Annotated in this window: 17 protein-coding genes and 1 pseudogene; 9 read left to right on the top strand and 9 right to left on the bottom strand. The window is 68.7% G+C overall.

Translation table 11 applies throughout. The features are described from left to right. Position 1 precedes the first annotated feature (1 nt). The 3 genes from EV652_RS24670 to EV652_RS24660 all read right to left on the bottom strand — a co-directional run bounded on the left by EV652_RS24670 (position 2) and on the right by EV652_RS24660 (position 4158). Positions 2–817: a sugar phosphate isomerase/epimerase family protein gene (locus tag EV652_RS24670; RefSeq protein ID WP_132211574.1), complete on the bottom strand. Its 816-nt coding sequence runs from the start codon at positions 815–817 to the stop codon at positions 2–4. Positions 818–830: 13 nt separating this feature from the next. Beyond that, on the bottom strand, positions 831–3215 hold the full coding sequence (locus EV652_RS24665) for a DUF4328 domain-containing protein (RefSeq protein ID WP_242001997.1): 2385 nt from the start codon (positions 3213–3215) through the stop codon (positions 831–833). A 226-nt stretch (positions 3216–3441) separates the two neighbouring features. Then, a complete protein-coding gene (locus EV652_RS24660; RefSeq protein ID WP_132211572.1) occupies positions 3442–4158 on the bottom strand; it encodes a DUF4328 domain-containing protein in 717 nt (238 codons plus the stop codon). Between the two features lie 126 nt (positions 4159–4284). On the opposite strand from EV652_RS24660, the gene EV652_RS24655 reads away from it, so the two are divergent. Further along, positions 4285–4758 (top strand): methylated-DNA--[protein]-cysteine S-methyltransferase, encoded by a 474-nt coding sequence (locus EV652_RS24655; RefSeq protein ID WP_132211571.1) that lies wholly within the window; start codon positions 4285–4287, stop codon positions 4756–4758. 192 nt (positions 4759–4950) lie between these two features. Further along, a complete protein-coding gene (locus EV652_RS24650; protein ID WP_242001970.1) occupies positions 4951–5295 on the top strand; it encodes a hypothetical protein in 345 nt (114 codons plus the stop codon). Between the two features lie 137 nt (positions 5296–5432). Here the strand turns inward: EV652_RS24650 and EV652_RS24645 are convergent, their stop codons facing one another. Next, positions 5433–6239 carry a hypothetical protein gene (locus EV652_RS24645; RefSeq protein WP_132211570.1) on the bottom strand — a complete coding sequence of 269 codons (807 nt, stop codon included), beginning with the start codon at positions 6237–6239 and terminating at the stop codon, positions 5433–5435. 296 nt (positions 6240–6535) lie between these two features. Here EV652_RS24645 and EV652_RS24640 point away from each other — a divergent pair, with 296 nt between their 5' ends. Then, complete coding sequence (locus EV652_RS24640; protein ID WP_132211569.1) at positions 6536–7078, top strand: peptidylprolyl isomerase; 543 nt, start codon at positions 6536–6538, stop codon at positions 7076–7078. 67 nt (positions 7079–7145) lie between these two features. Beyond that, positions 7146–7889 (top strand): rhomboid family intramembrane serine protease, encoded by a 744-nt coding sequence (locus EV652_RS24635; RefSeq protein WP_132211568.1) that lies wholly within the window; start codon positions 7146–7148, stop codon positions 7887–7889. Between the two features lie 152 nt (positions 7890–8041). On the opposite strand, the pseudogene EV652_RS45420 reads toward EV652_RS24635, so the two are convergent. Then, a pseudogene (locus EV652_RS45420) lies at positions 8042–8164 on the bottom strand (pyridoxamine 5'-phosphate oxidase family protein); the annotation flags it as partial. 45 nt (positions 8165–8209) lie between these two features. Here EV652_RS45420 and EV652_RS24625 point away from each other — a divergent pair. Together EV652_RS24625 and EV652_RS24620 are read left to right on the top strand one after the other, a co-directional pair. Then, the gene (locus EV652_RS24625; RefSeq protein WP_242001969.1) at positions 8210–8812 is read left to right on the top strand and encodes a TetR/AcrR family transcriptional regulator; all 603 of its coding nucleotides are present in this window, start codon (positions 8210–8212) and stop codon (positions 8810–8812) included. Beyond that, the gene (locus EV652_RS24620; protein WP_132211566.1) at positions 8812–9753 is read left to right on the top strand and encodes an aldo/keto reductase; all 942 of its coding nucleotides are present in this window, start codon (positions 8812–8814) and stop codon (positions 9751–9753) included. The genes EV652_RS24625 and EV652_RS24620 overlap by 1 nt, the downstream gene beginning before the upstream one ends. A 455-nt stretch (positions 9754–10208) precedes the next feature. Here the strand turns inward: EV652_RS24620 and EV652_RS24615 are convergent, their stop codons facing one another. From EV652_RS24615 to EV652_RS24605, 3 genes are read right to left on the bottom strand one after another with little or no spacing between them, the layout of a single operon-like run. Further along, positions 10209–11240, bottom strand: a complete 1032-nt coding sequence (locus tag EV652_RS24615; RefSeq protein ID WP_132211565.1) for an S-adenosylmethionine:tRNA ribosyltransferase-isomerase — start codon at positions 11238–11240, stop codon at positions 10209–10211. After that, positions 11237–11956, bottom strand: coding sequence for an SDR family NAD(P)-dependent oxidoreductase (locus EV652_RS24610; protein WP_132211564.1), 720 nt, complete (start codon positions 11954–11956; stop codon positions 11237–11239). Before EV652_RS24610 ends, EV652_RS24615 begins: the two co-directional genes overlap by 4 nt. Positions 11957–11979: 23 nt before the next feature. Next, on the bottom strand, positions 11980–13545 hold the full coding sequence (locus EV652_RS24605; RefSeq protein ID WP_132211563.1) for an FAD-binding oxidoreductase: 1566 nt from the start codon (positions 13543–13545) through the stop codon (positions 11980–11982). 118 nt (positions 13546–13663) lie between these two features. Here EV652_RS24605 and EV652_RS24600 point away from each other — a divergent pair, with 118 nt between their 5' ends. From EV652_RS24600 to EV652_RS24590, 3 genes are all read left to right on the top strand, one after another. Continuing rightward, the gene (locus EV652_RS24600; protein ID WP_132211562.1) at positions 13664–14296 is read left to right on the top strand and encodes a TetR/AcrR family transcriptional regulator; all 633 of its coding nucleotides are present in this window, start codon (positions 13664–13666) and stop codon (positions 14294–14296) included. Continuing rightward, on the top strand, positions 14293–15834 hold the full coding sequence (locus tag EV652_RS24595; RefSeq protein WP_132211561.1) for a glycerol-3-phosphate dehydrogenase/oxidase: 1542 nt from the start codon (positions 14293–14295) through the stop codon (positions 15832–15834). Before EV652_RS24600 ends, EV652_RS24595 begins: the two co-directional genes overlap by 4 nt. A gap of 79 nt (positions 15835–15913) precedes the next feature. Then, positions 15914–16894 (top strand): DUF4328 domain-containing protein, encoded by a 981-nt coding sequence (locus tag EV652_RS24590; protein ID WP_132211560.1) that lies wholly within the window; start codon positions 15914–15916, stop codon positions 16892–16894. On the opposite strand, the gene EV652_RS24585 is transcribed toward EV652_RS24590, so the two are convergent. Further along, a complete protein-coding gene (locus tag EV652_RS24585) occupies positions 16885–17643 on the bottom strand; it encodes a protein phosphatase 2C domain-containing protein (protein ID WP_242001968.1) in 759 nt (252 codons plus the stop codon). The genes EV652_RS24590 and EV652_RS24585 overlap by 10 nt on opposite strands. Positions 17644–17650: the final 7 nt, after the last annotated feature.

The following is a 17650-nucleotide window of genomic DNA, read 5'->3' as shown; positions in this document are numbered from 1 at the left end:
CTCAGGCCGTAGCCCAGGCACGAGCGGCCGGCAGCGTCTCCTCCAGCGGCGGGAGGTGCGGGTGCCACTTGAGCTCCCACTCGAGGGAGAGCGGGTAGTCGGTGCCCTTGAGCGTCTCGAGCAGGTCCTGGATCGGGTAGTCGCCAGTGCCGATGGCGACCGGGCGGTACTTCTGCCGGGAGTCCGTCTCCTTGATCTGGACGAACTCGATCCAGGGCTTCAGCAGCTCGAAGGCCTCCGCCGGGGTCTCGCCGTGGCTCCAGGTGTGCGCGCTGTCCCAGACGACCTTGGCGTTGTGGCCGGGGACGTCGGTGTCGAGCAGGGTGCAGAGCGCGGCCATCTTCCGGCCGGCCGAGTGCGAGTCATGGGTTTCCAACAGGATGTGGACATCCCTGGGGGCGGTCGTGACCCGGTCGAGAGCCCGGATCTCACCGGCGCTAGGCCCCTCCGTCGTACCCGGGTCCGTGGCTGTGCCGGTACCGGTGCCGGCGCCCATGCCCGTGTCCGGGTCAGGGTCGCCGGGGAAGACGCGGACGCCGCGGGCGCCGAGGTCGGCGGCGAGCTCGAGGTGGGCCTCGAGCGGTTGCTCCTCGACGGCGCAGAGCTTGACGTAGCTGCTGACGGCAAGGACCTCCAGACCGGCGTCCTCGATCCGGGTTCGCAGCTCACGCCGCTGTGCCGCGGTCAGGCCGGTGTTGGTGAACTCGTCGTCCGCGGCCCGCAGTTCCAGGCCGGAGATATCGTTGCCTTTGGCAAGTTCCAGGACATGGTCGAGGGACGCTCCGGGGCAGCCGAGCGTGGAAAAGGCGAGGCTCATAGGTCCTATTCGATCAGACCCAGCGCCGACGCGGGTGAGTGCGCGGTGTGGTGTTGGTCTGGTCACCCTGCTCCGGAGCCTGCTGCTGCTCGTAGCTGTACGGCGCCTGCTGCTGGTACTCCGGCTGCTGCTGCGGCTCTTCCGGCGAGTAGTAGCTGTTGTTGCTGCTGTAGTCGGCGGAGGGGCTGTAGGACTCGGTCGCGTAGTTCGGGCTGTAGCTCTCGTACGTCGGCTCGACGCTGTTGTACTCCGACCCGCTGTAGGAGGTCGGGCTGTAGGAGTCGTACGACGTCGAGTCGTAGTTGTACTCCGAGGAGGAGGAGGTCGAGCTGCCGTAGCTGTAGTCCGTGGACTCGTAGTTCGCGGTGCTCGAGTGGTCCGACTGCCCGTACGACGTGTACTCCGGGCTGGAGTCGTACGACGGCTGGTAGCTCGAGGACGAGTCTTCGTACGAGCTGTACGTCGGCTCCGACGAGTAGCTGTTGTCGGTGTACGACGGCTCCGGGCCGTACGACGGGACCGTCGGCAGCGGCTTCGACGGCGTCAGGAAGTCGTCCTGCTGCGGGATGACCGGAGCCGGCTCGTAGTAGCCGGACGACGCCGACACCGGCGACGACGGCGTCGTGTGCTCGGTCGGCGCATACACGGTGTGCTCCGACGGTGCGTACACCGTGTGCTCCGACGCCGTGTGCTCCGACGCCGCCTGCGAGGAGACCACCGGCTGGATCGCCGAAGGGCTGTCCACCGCGACCCGAGCGGCCCGGCGGCCAGCGCGCGCAACGGGCGCGGGCTCAGGCTCGGGTGCGGGTTCGACCTCCGCGGGGGTGGGCGCCGAGGTCAGGTAGTCGGGGGTCTCGTAGGAGTAGGACTCGGAGTAGCTGCTCGCCCAGGACGGCGCCTCGGCGGCGGGCTGGGACGGTTGGTACGAGGCGGCCGGCTGGGTCGGCTGATAGGAGGCGGCCGGCTGCGACGGCTGGTACGGGGCGGCCGGCTGGGACGGCTGGTACGGGGCGGCCGGCTGGGACGGCTGGTACGGGGCGGCCGGCTGGGACGGCTGGTAGGAGTACGGCTCTGGCTCGACGACGGTCAGCGGCGGCGTCTCGTCCAGCCAGTTGCTCGACGACGGGGCCTGGGTCGACAGCAGGTCGTCGTTCCCGGAGCCGAGGTAGTCGCTCCAGCTCGTCTTCTCGTAGCTGGTGCCCTCCTCGACCGGCTGCTTCTCTTCCTGCCATGCGGCGACGGCGTCGAACTGCTCGGTCGAGGGGCCGTTGTCCTTGTCGTCCTGCCAGCTCTCCACGACCGGTGCGAACGGGCTCCACTTCGGCGGCTCCTCGACGGGGCTGTCACCACCGAAGGCGGCGGGTGCGCCACCGAAGCCGGCGGGTGCTCCGCCGAACGCCACGGGCGCCTGGCCGGCGCCGAACGGGCTGCCACCGCCGGGGAACCCGCCGGCGGCTGCGCCGTCACCCGGGAAGCCGGCACCGGCGGCCGGTGCCGAAGCGAACGGGCTCGGAGCCGGACCGCCACCGGCCATCTGCAGCTCCGGCTGACGCTCCAACTGCCGTACGGGCGCGGCGATCGGCTCGCTGATCGCGGCCTGCTCGTCGGTGTCGTCGTTGGCGTACGACGGAACCTGGTGGACCTCGTACGACGGAACGGCGGTGAGCTTCGGCCCGCTCTGGTCCCACCACGGAATCCACTCGCGGCTGGTCTGCATCGCGTTGATCTTGCGGATCACGAGTGTCGCGGCGACCGCCGAGGCGGCGGTCAGCACCAGGGACGCCGAACCGGCGAGGGCGATACCGCGCAGCGACCCGACGGTCGCGTCCATCCACATCAGGAACCGGCGGACCACGACGTCGAACGCGAGAGCGCCGACCCAGGCCACCCACCACACGGAGGTGAGGGCGGGAGTCCTGAATCGGCGCAGGTCGTCGGCGTACACCGGGGTCTTCGGATCGCTGGCCAGCCAGACGTCGTCGACAATCTGCTTCGGGTACCAGAGGTTGGGGCCGGGGCAGAACCAACTGGCCAGCACCCAGCCATGGCTGCGGCGATGGTCGGCCTGGCAGAAGACCTCGGAGTTGACCCGGGCCCGCCAGAGCCAGATGACGAAGACCACAGCGGCGGCGACCGAGATGACGACGTTCGGGACGGCGGTGACCTTGGCGATGGCGTCGGCGCGGTTCAGGTCCGCGTCATCGACGTTCGGCATCCCGCCGAGGTAGCTGTTGACGACCGAATAGGTGTTCCAGTCGGACCAGGTGGAGAGCAGATGGGTGAGCGTCGACGCTCCGAGCAGTCCGATGGCGATCTTTCCGACCGTCCCGACCTGCTGGAACTCCTCAGCTGCGTGTGGTTGCCACTCTTCTTCATGGTCTTGGACAGCAGTCAACACTGCTGGCTGCGGGTGGCTCACGTCTCGCGTCCCTCGCGTTGCTGGAACTCCGTCTGTTCGGCGTTTCGGCCAAATCCTGCCCCCGCATGACCGAGCCACATTGATACCACGAAGTAAGTACCCGTGTGGAGTCGGGTCCAGCACGGAGGGTGTCGACTTAACGTGTTCTTTTCGTACGCCCATCACCTCTTGTAACGACCGATGAGACAGTCCGTGACGGATTGGTTTACCTCGCAGGAGGTTGGAATCCGGGCTGCGACTGATCCACGTCCCACCACGGCACCCAGGCCCGCTTCGTCTGCAGCTCGTCGATCCGCTCGATCAGGATCACCGCCAGGACGGCGGCCGCGGTGGTGAACAGCGCGGAGATCGTGGACAGTACGACGTTCGTCCGCAGCTGACCCGGCTCGGTCGCGGCGACCAGGATGCCGCGTTGCACCACGTTGCCCGACACCAGGCCGGCGACCCAGGTCAGCCACCAGGCCCAGACCAGCCGGGTGCCCGGGATGTCGCGCAGGGTCGGCGTCTGCGGCGGTGTCCGCGGATCGCTGGCGGCGACGATGTCGTCGACGACCTGCTTGGGGTACCAGAGGTTCACCACCGGGCAGATCCAGCTGCCGAGCACCCAGCCGCGGGTGAACCGGTGCTCGCCGCGGCAGAACATCTCCGCGTTCCACCGGACCCGCCACAACCAGACGATGAACACCACCGCGGCCGCGAGCAACGCCAGCGCGGCGCCGATGCCGAGTGAGCCGGAGATCAGGTCGGCCTCGGCCAAGTGGTCCTGGTCGTCGGCGTACTTCTTGACGGTCTGGTACGAGTACCAATCGGACCAGGCGGTCGCCCAGGTGGTCACGGTGACGACCCCGACCAGGATCGATGCGGTCAGGCCCATTCCTCGCTCGGAGCTGAACCAGCGGTCCAGCGGCGGCTGGGTCGGCATGTGTCAGAAATAGCACAACACCGCGTGACCAGGCGAGGACAACAGGTGGTGGGGCAGTTGGTGTCGGCCTCGGTTGGTGTCGCGAAACCGCGAGAAACTGTCCATGGCGGGCGCGAGGATAGGGGTATGCGCTGGTCCGTGATCGACTCACCCATCGGTGACTTGTCCCTGGCTGTGGACGACGCCGGACTGTGCCGGCTGAACTTCGGCCGGGTCGACCAGCACCTGGAGCAGGACCCGCTGCTGACCGAGACGCAGGAGCAGTTGAAGGCCTACTTCGCCGGCGAACTGAAGGAGTTCACCGTCCCACTGTCGGTCCGCGGCGGCTCCGAGTTCGAGCGTGCGGTCTGGGCCCAGCTGAGCCGGATCCCGTACGGCGAGATGCAGACGTACGGCGAGGTCGCCAAGATCGTCGGGGACGCGGGCGCCGCCCGGGCTGTCGGTGTCGCCTGCAACCGGAACCCGATCGCCGTCGTGGTGCCCTGTCACCGGGTCGTCGGCGCAGGCGGCAAGATGGTCGGCTTCGGTGGCGGCATCCCGCTCAAACGCCACCTCCTCGAACTCGAGGCCCGGATCACGCTCGAGACGCTGTGGACCTGAAGCGAAAAGGTGTCCCCGTCAGCACGCTGTGAAACCTGACGAAGATCTGACACCGGGCGACGCGTGCGAAAGCGCGGCGTGGGCTACTGGGCGACTAAGGTCGCTAACAGCGATCGGATCGTCACGTTTGAAGCGGACGCTTCAGTCAGGACGATCGGCCCGCACCCCCACCCTGCCCCGGAAGACACATAGATGAATAAAGCCCGCTCGACCGCACACCTCCACCCCGACCTGAGCGCACTGATGGACAAGAGCGCCGAGGACTGGTCCGCACCCGAGATCCAGAGTGCCGCCCGCTCGGCCCTGAAACTGCACGCCCCCGACCGCGAGCCGCTGACCTGGGTCAAGCGGTTCGGCATCCTCCCCTGGCTGCACCGCAACGATGCCGTCTGCCAGCACTGCGGCGGCACCTACCCCTGCATCACGCACCGCTACGCCACTCAACTGTTGTCGGCCGGCCGCTACACCATCGCCAAGCCGCACCACGACGGTGACGACGACCACGACGGTGAGATCCCCGAGCCGAACCCGAACTGAAGCGCTACGGCCCCACCCCGCCGCCCCGGTCAGGCGCCGTACGCGCAAGGCGACGCCATCACCTAAAGAACGCAGCACAAACGAAGGCCGCGAACCCCAGTCCAGGGATCGCGGCCTTCGCCGTTGCGGTGGTCAGGTCAGGAGTCGGACGGCTTCGGGCTGCTCGACTTCCTGGCGGTCGTACTCTTCTTCGCGGTGCCGTAGGCCGTCGCGTTCACCTCGGTGTCGGCGCCGTCCTGCTTGGCATCGGCCTTCGCCGACTCCGCATCGGTCTTCGCCGACTCCGCCTTCGGGGCGTCGGTCTTACCGTTCGACGACGCCGGCTCCGGCTTCGTGTCCGGCTTCGTATCGGGCTTGGTGTCGGGCTTGGTCTCGGTCGCCGCCGGGCGGGACGTCGTACCGGCCGGGGCGGAGCTGTAGTCGCGGCCGCTGGTCGGGGTCGACTGCCAGGCCGGCTCCGGCGGGGTCAGCAACTTCTTCACGGCCGCCGCGGCCAGGGCACCGAAGCCCAGGAACAGGACGACCTTGCGGAGCTTGTGGCTCTTCTTCTTCGGCACGTCGATCTCACCCTTGAGCGCGGCCTTGGTGGCCTTGCCCCGGCGTGAGGTCTCCTCGACGACCGGCTCGGCGGCGGCCGCCAGCGACGCCAGTGCGGCGGTCACCTTCGGCAGCACGTCGTCGTTGAACCGCTCGCGCGCCTTCTCGGCGGCCTGCTCAGTGGCCGGGCCGACCTTGGCCAGCGCGTCGTCGATCACCGGACCGGCCTTCTCGACCGCCACATTGGCATAGTGGGCGCCGCGCTCGACGGCCTTCTCGGCGTACGGCGACACCTTCTCCCGTGCGGTGCCCACAGCCGGCCCGATCTTCTCCGACGCGGACTCGGCCAGTGGCCGGACCCGGCCTTTCGTGGTCTCGACCCGGCCCTTGGACTTCGACAAACCCACGGTTCCCTCCTCGGTGCCGCCCGCCTCGGTGGGCAGCCATCTGGCCCATCGGCGGTATGGACGCTACTGGTACGACTTTCTGGACAAATCCGGCCTCGTTTGCATCGTACGACGTACCCAGCCGACAAACCCGTGTCCCGGCTCCCGACTGGCGCGCTTGTATCGATCCATCGCCTCCCCGCCCAGTGCCCAGCACCGCTCCCGCGCAACCATCCCGGCCGGTCGATGCTGGACGACTTGGCCCGGCGTGACAGGATCGAAGCGAGTAAGCCGTAATCGATGAGGAGTGAACACCCGTGGCCGAAGAGCTGTACGCGACCCTGCAGACGACGAAGGGTGACGTCGTCATCAGGCTGTTCCCCAACCACGCGCCGAAGACGGTGAGCAACTTCGTCGGACTGGCCGAGGGCACCAAGGAGTGGACCGACCCGCAGACCGGTCAGCCCAGCACCGCCAAGTTCTACGACGGTCTGACCTTCCACCGGGTGATCGACGGCTTCATGATCCAGGGCGGCTGCCCGCTCGGCACCGGCACCGGTTCGCCGGGCTACGCCTTCGACGACGAGATCCACCCCGAGCTGACGTTCGACCGCCCGTACCTGCTGGCGATGGCGAACGCCGGCATCCAGTTCGGCCGCGGCACCAACGGCTCGCAGTTCTTCGTCACCGTGGTGCCGACCCCGCACCTGAACCGCAAGCACACCATCTTCGGTGAGGTCGCCGACGACGAGTCGAAGAAGGTCGTGGACGCGATCGCGACCGCCAAGACCGCTCCGGGCGACCGGCCGATCGACGCGATCGTGATCAACAACGTCGTCATCGAGCGCAAGAACGCCTGATTCTTCGTCGCGGGCCGGGCAGGTGCCCGGCCCGCGTTCTCTCTCATCGGGGAAGGACCCGCCCTCCGTGACCGAGACCGTCTGCTACCGGCACCCGGATCGGCCCGCCGGGGTGCGCTGTCAGCGCTGCGACCGGCCGATCTGCCCGTCCTGCATGAAGAGTGCCTCGGTCGGCTTCCAGTGCCCGAGCTGCTTCAACGAGGGCGTGAAGTCGGTGCCGCGGACCCGGACGTCTTTCGGCGGAATCCAGCGCGGCAACCCGCAGGTCGTCACGATGGTTCTGCTGGCGATCAACGTGCTGGTGTTCATCGCGGTGCGCACAGGCAGCAGCCGGCTCGTGAACGACCTGGTGCTGGTCCCGGTGCTGGTGGACTCCGAGCCGTGGCGGTTGTTCACCTCGGCCTTCACCCACCTGCAGATCTTCCACATCCTCGCGAACCTGTTCATGCTCTACCAGCTCGGTCCGCCGCTGGAGCAGATGCTCGGCCGGCTCAGGTTCCTGACCCTCTACCTGCTGTCCGCACTCGGCGGCAGCGTCGCGGTCTGGTTCTTGTCGTCGCCGGTGTCGGCGACCCTCGGTGCCTCCGGTGCCGTCCTCGGCCTGGTCGGCGGGCTGCTGGTGATCAGCCGGGCCCGCGGCATGGACGTCACCTGGATCCTCGGCTACGTCGCGGCCACCGCCGTCATCTCGTTCCTGATCCCGAACATCTCCTGGCAGGGCCACCTCGGCGGTTTCGTCACCGGCGCGGCCGTCGCCTGGGTCTTCGTCCAAGACACCAAGCGCCGCCGCAAGAAGGCAGCCCGCACCTGAGTCAGCCGGCGTGCACAGTCCGGGTCGGGGCGAAGCTGTCCTCGTCGTGGGTGGCGGGGCGGCCGTCCAGGTGCCAACTCCAACTGGTCGTGGCCGGCGCGGACGTTGCGGACCTTGCGGGTGTTGGCGGGGTCGACCCCGCCGACGTAGAAGTACGTGCCGTCGTACTCGAAGCCAACCGGGACGACGTCCGGTTGCCCGTCCGGGCCGACCGTTGCCAGCCGGGCCAGCGGTTGTGATTTCAGATAGCCGAGCTCTTCATCGGTGAATGCCATGTACGCTAAAGTACAACGATCGTTGTAACTACGCCAGGAGGTCCGGTGCCACGGGCAGGAAAACGGCAGGAGGTGCTGGCCGGCGCGCTGACCGTGTTCGCCCGGGACGGTTACGCGCGGGCGAGTATCGACGTGATCGCCGCGGCGGCCGGGGTCTCCACCCGGACGCTGTACAACCACTTCGGCGACAAGGCCGGACTGTTCCGCGCGGTGATCCAGGAGAGCACGACGAAGGTCGCGGCCGCGCAACTCGCGATCATCGAGGCACAGCTGACCGAGGTCACCGACCTCGAGGCCGACTTGGTCGCGTTCGGGATCGCCTGGCGTACGCCGATGCCGGACTACGCCGAGCACTCCGCGCTGGTGCGCCAGGTGAACGCCGAGGCCGGCCACATCCCACAGGAGGCGATCGACGCCTGGCAGGAGGCCGGGCCGATCGCCGTACGGCGGGCTCTCGCCGACCGGCTGGCCGCGTTCGCCGCGGACGGGCTGCTGCGGATCGACGACCCGATGCGCGCCGCCCTGCACTTCTCCCTGCTCATCTCCGGAGCCAACCCGTCCTACCGAGGAGGATCCATGACCCCCGACGAGATCAAGGACGCCATCACCACCGGCGTCCACGCCTTCCTGCACGGGTACGCCGGCTGATGCGCTATCGACTGTTCGGCCCCACCGGCCTGCGCGTCTCCGAACTCTTCCTCGGCGCGATGCGGTTCCGGTCCGTCCAGCAGGCCCGGCCGATCGTCGACCGATACGCCGAGGCGGGCGGAAACATGATCGACACCGCCGACGCGTACGGCGCGAGCGAGGACATCCTCGGGGAGATACTGTCCGGCCGGCGGGACCGGTTCGTCCTCGCGTCGAAGTACACGCTGCCCCGGGACAAGACCGACATCAATGCCACCGGCAACCACCGGAAGAACCTCCGGCTCGCGCTCGAGTCCAGCCTGCGCCGGCTGGGGACCGACTACCTCGACATCTACTGGGTGCACTACTGGGAGCGGCACACCCCGATCGAGGAGACGTTGCGCGCCCTCGACGACGCGGTCCGGGCAGGGAAGATCCTGTACGCCGGGATCTCCGACGCGCCGGCCTGGCTCGTTGCTCGCGGCAACACCCTGGCCGAGTGGCGGGACTGGTCCGGATTCGCCGGCCTGCAGGTGCCGTACAGCCTGCTCCAGCGCGATATCGAGCGGGAGCTGCTGCCGATGGCCGAGGCGTTCGGCATGACCGTGGCCGCCTGGGCACCTCTTGCCCACGGCAAGCTCACGAAACCGGTGGAGACGGCCGGCAACGACCACGAGCGCGCCGTGCTGACCGTCGTACACGAGGTCGCCACCGAGCTCGATGCCACGCCGGCCCAGGTGGCGCTGGCGTGGACGCGGGTGCATTCGCGGGCGGTCCATCCGCTGGCCGGTGCGAGTTCGCCGGAGCAACTGGCGGACAACCTCGCCGCGATCGAGCTCGCTCTGCCGGACGACGCCGTACGTCGGCTCGACGCGGCGACCGGATTCACCCTCGGCTTCCCGCACGACTTCATCACGCCGGATCTGCTCGACCCGGACCGGATCGAGGGCCGTTCAATCTGAAACTAATCGGCCTAGGCCACAATTTCCGATCGGTTTGAGTCAACGCATGACATCGGGTACCGGCCGCTCGTCTAATCGAGTGACGTCCCGACGGGGGACCTGGAGATGTAAGGACATTCAGGATGATCTTCTGTGTGCCTGTGGGGTGGACGCGGTGAGCCCGCGCGCGATCGACAAACGGGCCCGCCCCGGAAACGAAGACCACCGGACAACCGTCCCGCCAGGTGACCTCACCGCACTTGCAGAGGCGACCGCGGAGCCGGCGAGCGATCCGAAGCCGTCTGACCACCTCGAGCCCGCGGACCAGGGCTGATCCACCGCAGCGGTGGCCGGTGTCTTCCTAGCGCCGGCGCCCCGGGCGCGGGCCCGAAGACCTTCGGTCGTCATGCACTGAGTGTATTGACTGTCACAGAGAGCACTGAGTCGCACCGAGTGCCACTTTTGACATCGGGAACCTATCGCAGCAGCAGGCAGCTGTCGCCGAACTCGTGCCAGAGGTAGCCCTCGTGCAGAGCGGCGTCGTAGGCACGTTGGACAGTGTCACCACCGACGACGGACTCGAGCAGCAGCAGGTGGGAGGCCTCCGGGGCGTGCATGCCGGTGATGAGGCCGTCGACGACGCGGACCGGGCGGTCCGGGCCGAGGACAAGGTCGGTCCAGCCGTGAGACGCAGTGACTGAGCCGTCCGCCGCGACAGCTGACTCGACGGCTCGCACAGCGGTCGTGCCCACTGCGATCACCCGACCGCCGTTGGCCTTCACCCAGTTCACCAACCGAGCCGTGTGCGCCGGTACGTCGTACCGCTCGGGCAAGGGTGGTTCGTGGCTCTCCAGTGAGGACACACCGCAGTGCAGCATGATCGGCGCGATCAGAACGCCCTGCGACGCGAGATGACTCACCAGCTCGAAGCTGAACGGTCGCGCCGCACTGGGCATCTCCGCGCTACCCGGCTCGCGTGCGAAGACGGTCTGGTACGACGCGAGCGGCCAACGCCGGCCGACGTACTTGTAGGTGATCGGCCGACCGTGACGCTGCAGATAGCCCAGCACGTCAGACACTGGCGGCTTGGCTCGCCACAGTCGGTTCGAGTCCGACTGGTACGGCGCCAGCAGCGTCAGCACGCCTTCAGGCAGCTCCACTTGGTCGCCCGTCGTACCGCCGAACATCGGTGAACCACCATTGCGCAGTTCGACGACCCAGGTGCCGTCGTCGAGTGCGGTGGAGAAGTGGACGACGACAGGTGCCACACCGGAGCCGGTGATCCACGAGCCGTCTACTGCAGCGGGCATGGTGCCGGACGTGTTCACCAGCAGCAGGTCTCCAGGTCGCAGGTGCTCACCGATCCGGTCGAAGCGGGTGTGCGTGGTGGTCGACCCCTCCGCGACCAGCAGCTTCACCTGATCGCGCGACAGCCCTCTAGCCTCAGGTGGTTCGGTGGCGTTCAGCGAGTCGGGCAGGACGAACCTCGTGTGGGGGTGCACCCTCACGACGTCACCGCCGGCGCGAACTCCGCCGCACGGTACCGACCGCTCTTGGGGCGGCTGTCCAGCAGTTGCAGGAACGCCGGTACGACGGTCGACGGCTCCGGCCGGTCCGAGATGTCCTCACCGGGGAACGCCGCCTGGTGCATCGCCGTACGAAGGTCACCGGGGTCGACGGCGTAGACGGCGAGCGACGGGTGTTCGGCGGCCAGTACTGCGGTTGCGTGATCCAGAGCAGCCTTGGCGGAGCCGTAGCCACCCCAGCCTTCGTACGCCTCGACTGCGGCGTCGGAGCTGATATTGAGGACCACACCGGATGCTGTGGTGAGTTCTGGGAGCAGTGCCTGGGTGAGAGCGATCGGTGCGACCACATCGACTTCGTAGACGCGTCGCAGCTCGTCCAGGTCGGCCACGCCCAGCGGCTGCAGCGGACTCGGGCCGAGGTAGCTCGCGTTGTTCACCAGGAGGTCGAGGCGGCCGAGCTCAGTCACGGCGTCCAGCAGGTCCGCGCGGTGCTCGGGGTCGGTGACGTCGCCGGCGAGCGGGACCACATCGGTGCGGCCGGCGAGTGCGTCGGCCGCGTCCTTGAGTGCGTCGGCGCCGCGGGCGTCGATCACCAGCGTCCAGCCGCGATCGGCCAACCCGTGGGCGAGCGCCAGCCCGAGCCCGGCGGACGCACCGGTGATGAGAGCGACAGGACGGTTGGAGGATTCAGGAGTCATGCCCGTCACTGTCCAACTTCAAGTTAACTTGAGGTCAAGAGGATCCCTGGATTCATCACGCCGTCGGGGTCGAGTGCCTTCTTGACCGCCTGCAAGGCCTCGACAGCGAGTGGACCGATCTCCGCCGCGTAGGCATCCCGGTGGTCGGTGCCGACACCGTGATGGTGGCTGATCGTCCCGCCCGCCGCCGCGATCGCTGCACTGGCCGCGGCTTTCGCCATACGCCACTGGGCGACCGGATCGTCCGTCTGGGCGCAGATCGCGGTGAAGTACAGGGATGCGCCGGTCTCGTAGACGTGCGAGACGTGGCAGAGAACAAGAGGTGGCGTGCCCTGGTCGGTGAGTGACTTCACCACAGCCTCTGTCACCGCAGCCTTCAACTGCGGCAGTTTCGACCAGAAGCCGGCCGTCTCCAGCGTCTCGACCAACGCACCCTCGTCGAGCAAGGGATCCCGCAGGTACGGCGCTCGATACCGCCCGACCCGCCACAGCTCTCCGGGACCTTCACCCAGGTTCTGTCCACCCGTCGCGGTCAGCACGTCAGCCGTCTTCGCGTTGTACGGCCCGTCGAAACCGACGATCGCCAGTACGCCGCCCGATCCGCCACCCAACACGTCCGGGTCGGCCAGGTTCACCGCGGTCTCGGCCTCGTCGGACAACCGCAGCACCGTCGGCAGCGGACCGTTCTGGGCCAGCCGCCGGATCGCGGTCAGCCCGGACGAGAAGTCCTCGAACCGCCAGCCCTCGAAGTGCCGCTCGGCCGGCCGCGGCCGGATCCGGACGACGACCGACGTGATGATCCCGAACGCGCCTTCGGACCCGAGCACCAACTGCCGCAGATCCGGGCCGGCCGCGGACATCGGCGCGCGTCCCGTCTCGATCGTCCCGCGCGGCGTCGCCAGCGTCAGCCCGACCACCATCTGATCGAACCGCCCATAGCCGGCCGACGACTGCCCGCTCGACCGCGCGGCGGCGTACCCACCGATCGAGGCACCCTCATAAGACTGGGGAAAATGCCCGAGCGTGTACCCGCGCTCCGCCAGCAACGCCTCGGCCGCCGGACCGCGTACGCCGGCCTGCAACGTCGCCGTCCGCGAGACCTCGTCGATCGCCACCAACTGATCGAGCCGTTGCACGTCGACCGTGATGAAGCGCCGTTCCGCGGCGAGGCCGCCGACGACCGACGTACCTCCCGAGTAGGGGACCACGGCCAGGTGATGCGACGAGCAGGCGGCCAGCAAGGCCTGCACCTCGGCGTGCGAACCGGGGTAGACCACAGCGTCAGGCATGTCGGTCGTGTCACCTGCCCGATGCCTGAGCAGGTCTGGAGTCGAGTAGCCGCGGGTGTGTCCCCACCGCGTCTCGAGGTCGGTCTTCACGTGGTCGGCGCCGACCACCTCGGTCAGGAAGCCGAGCTGCTCGTCGGTCAGCCCGGGCCGATCCACCGGGTCCACCGGACCTGTGGCAGGTCGTCGTACGCCGAGATGCTGCAGCGCGCCGACAGCCGCGGCGGGTAGCTCGACCGGGTGCGCGGGATCGCCCCAGCGGCCCGGCGTGAGATGCACCACCGACAGGTCCGACTCGGTCATTCTGGGCTCCCGATCGCTGGTCTGGAGAGGTAGCGTCCGTGGGAGGTGAGACCCCCTGGCTCTCACCTCCCGCGGACAGTTCCCGGACGCCAAAGTCGCTGATACACTCTGACGTGTGATGTCTCAGCGTAGCAGCGAGTCCGCGCAGGAAACAGGGCCCGAGACCAGCACGCGTCCCACGCCCGCGAACGCCATCGGCGAGGAGCGGATCCTGGACGCGGCCTATGAGTTGCTGCTCGCGATCGGGATGCGCCGGATGACGATGGCCGATATCGCCCGGCACGCGGAGGTGTCCCGCGCGACCCTCTACCGGCGCTGGCCGAACGTGCAGGCGGTGGTCGCCGCACTGATGACCCGGGAGTGGACCACGGCGTTGATGTCCGCGTTCCAGCCGGACGCGGTGGACGGGCGCTCCCGGCTGGTCGAGGGCGTGGTCGAGGTGGTCGCGACGACCCGGGTGCACCCGTTGATGCGGAAGATCATCGAGCTCGATCCGGAGTTCCTCACGCCGTACCTGCTCGAGCGCCGCGGCAGCAGCACGGTCGCGCATCTCGCGCTGGTCGAGGAGGGCATCAAGGCGGGTCAGGGCGACGGTTCGATCCGGGACGGTGACCCGGTCTGGCTGGCCCGGCAGATCATCCTCGTCTCACTGGCCTCGGCGGTGTCCGGCCCGGTGATGGGAACGCCTGCCGAGTATCCGAAGCTCGACGAGGAGCTGCGGGTGATGCTCACCAGATACCTGACGCCATGATCAGCGTGGGCAACGCCAGCCTGAACGCGGCCCGCCGGACCCGCGAGCTGGAGTGGCTGGACACGGTCGGCAAGATCGACGTCCTGGTCATCGGCGGCGGGGTCACCGGCGCCGGCGTTGCCCTGGACGCGGCCGCCCGGGGCCTGACCGTTGCCCTGGTGGAGAAGCACGACCTGGCCTTCGGCACCAGCCGGTGGAGCTCCAAGCTGGTGCACGGCGGGCTGCGCTACCTCATCTCCGGTCACGTCGGCATCGCGTACGAGAGTGCGGTCGAACGCGGCATCCTGATGAAGACGACGGCGCCACACCTGGTCCATCCGGTGCCGCAGATCGCTCCGTGGTTGCCGCAGGCACGCTACGCGCAGGCCGCGTTGCTGCGGGGCGCGTTCCTCGGCGGCGACGTCCTGCGCACGTTCGCGCGGACCAGCGACGACTACCTGCCACACTCCCGCCGGGTCAGCTCGGCCGAGATCCTCCGGTACGCGCCGACGCTGCGTCCGGAGGGGATGCGCGGCGGCTTCCTGACCTGGGACGGGCAGCTGTACGACGACGCCCGGTTGGTGGTCGCGATCGCGCGGACCGCGGCGCTGTACGGCGCTCGTGTGCTGACCCGCGTCGCAGCCACCGAGGTCACCGGGCGAGGCGCCGTACTGGTCGACCAACTGACCGGGCAGCGGCTGCAGGTCGACGCTTCGGTGGTGATCAACGCGGCCGGGATCTGGGCTGATCAGGTGGCCTCGGGAATCAAACTCCGGCCGAGCCGCGGGACGCATCTGGTGCTGCCGCAGTCGGCCTTCGGCGGATTGTCCGCCGTACTGACCGTGCCGGTGCCGGGGGAGCTGCGGCGCGTGGTGATGGCGATCCCCGCACCGGACGACCGGGTGTACGTCGGGCTGACCGACGAAGAGGCGCCTGGTCCGGTGAGCGACGTACCGCATGCGACCGATGCCGAGATCGACTACCTGCTCTCGACCATCAGCACGGCCGTTCAGGTGCCGTTGACCCGGTCCGATCTGCTCGGGACGTACGCCGGTCTGCGGCCGCTGCTCGACACCGGCCATCGCAAGGGTGAGCACAAGACCACCGACATCTCCCGGCGGCACGCGGTGATCACGAGCCCGGACGGGCTGGTGACGATCGTGGGCGGGAAGCTGACGACGTACCGGCGGATGGCGCAGGATGCGCTCGACACGGCGCTGCAGCAGTCCGCTCTGGAGGTACGCCGACCATGCCTGACGCACCGGATCCCGCTCGTCGGGGCGGCGGATCGGGGGCAGTTGGCGGCTGTGCGGGCGCCGTCGCGGTTCGTGCAGCGGTACGGCGTGGAGGCGCCGGACGTGATCGCGGGGCCGCCGTCGTTGCTGGAGCCGATCGCGCCGGGGTTGCGGACGACGTACGCCGAGCTGCGGTTCGCCGTCCGGCACGAAGGGGCGCTGACGGAGGACGACGTACTGGACCGGCGGACGCGGATCGGGTTGTCGGCGGCGGATCGTTCGCTGGCGCTGCCCGCGGTCCGTGAAGCCTTCGCCGGCGTGTGAGGGTTGCAGCTTTCACCTGTGGATAACAGGTTGAACGCTCCCAGGGCTGGGATAACTTGGCTGCTAGGGGGTGAAAGAGGTGACGCAGCCGTACCCGGGACCTGGTGGCCCACAGCCGTTCCGGCAGCCGTATCCGGTGCCGCATCGGCCGGGTCCGTATCAGCCGGTGCCTTACCAGCCGGTGCCGCCGCGGTACCGGCCGTTGCGGAAGATCGCGCTGGTCAGCATCGTGCTGATGGGGCTGACCGCGGTCGCCGCGGTGGTCCAGTCCGCGCTGATGTGGAGCTCGTACGACGAGGTCAAGCGGTTCGTGTACGGGCTGCTCTCCGAGGAGGAGGTCGACCGGGCCGTCGGGTCGATCGCGGGCACCGGACCGCTGCTCAACCTGGTCAGCTACCTGCTGATGGGGACGGCGATCGCGTTCCTGATCTGGCTGTGGCAGGCGCGGGAGAACACCGAGTTCCTCAGGTCGCCGCTGGCACCCCGGCCGATCGTTCAGGACGGGCAGCCGCATCGGCATGGAACCGGCTGGATCGTCGGATCGTGGTTCGTTCCGATCCTGCAGTTCTGGTACCCGCTGCAGATCGTGCAAGACGTGACGGCCGCGAGCGAGCCGCCGGAGCAACCGGGTGCGGCCAGACACGGTCCGGTCCGGACGCTGCTGTACGGCTGGTGGGCGACGTGGACCGGGTTCTGGGTGATCCTGGTCGGCGGCGGCGTGCTCGCGTTCCTCGCCTTCATCGTCTGGATCGTCCGCCTGGTCGACGCGGCCGACACCGCGGACGCGACCGGCGACTACGTCGACATCTACGACCTGCAGGACTTCATGGTCCGGGTCGCGCTGGCGGTCAACATCGGCTTCACCGTGGCGACCCTGCTGCTGATCGCGGCCGGCGTCACCGCCTCCCTGCTGCTTCTCCGAGTCACCCGGTGGCAACACGACCAGGCGACGACACCGCCGGCCGCTGCCGTGGCACCACCACCCGAGCCACCGCAGTACGCACCCCGGTACAACAACCCGGGCCCGACGTTCCCGTCGTACGGTCCGGATCAGAGATAGGCGAGTACGGCGGTGGCGTCGTCGTACCGCTTCCCGAGGAAGCTGTCGGGGTGCGCGGCCTCGTCGTACGCCCAGACCCGGTCGACGAGTTCGCGCGGGCCGTCCGCGGTGAGCACGTCGAGCAGTTCGTCCCAGCTGTGTCCGTAGTGCTCGACATACCGCGCGGCGCCATCGGACAGTAGGGCGACCAACTCGACCTCCGCGCGATCCGTCGTACCCCTGACCGCCTCGTACGCCGCCTTGGGTTCGGTGCTCGCCACCCAGAATCCGCCTGGCTGGTTGCGCAGCCGGCGGACCGCCTCGAAGGTGTACTCGGGCAGCAGGTCGATCCGATCGTCGCTGTGCACCGACACCGCACCTGCCGGTGATCTCATCACGATCGGCGAGTCGGCGAGGACGAGGTGCTCGACGCTGTCCGATCCCACCCGGATCATCGCGACGGTGGAGGACGGGCTGTCCGGGTTGGTGAGGTCACACGTGTCGGCGTGCTCGGTGCCGACTGCGGCGATCGCGTCGGCCAGCAGATCCGCGAGTGGAGCGGTCGAGCCGGTCAGGAGCGGCAGTGCGAGCTCGCGGCCGAGCCGCTGGACCAGCCAGGCGACCGTGTGCCGGCAACCGGAGTCGAGGCCCTTCCCAGCAGTGGCTCCGTCGAGGACGAAGACGAAGTCGGGCCCGCTGAGCACGAGGTCCTCGTTCACTGCGGGCGGTCGCCGGTCGGGCGCGGGCTGACTGATCGAGCGGATCTCCACGCACCCA

This window comes from Kribbella steppae (assembly GCF_004342025.1).
In the GTDB taxonomy this organism is placed as follows: domain Bacteria; phylum Actinomycetota; class Actinomycetes; order Propionibacteriales; family Kribbellaceae; genus Kribbella; species Kribbella steppae.
The sequence above is the reverse complement of the archived record's forward strand: the minus strand, read 5'-3'. Positions and strand labels throughout refer to the sequence as shown.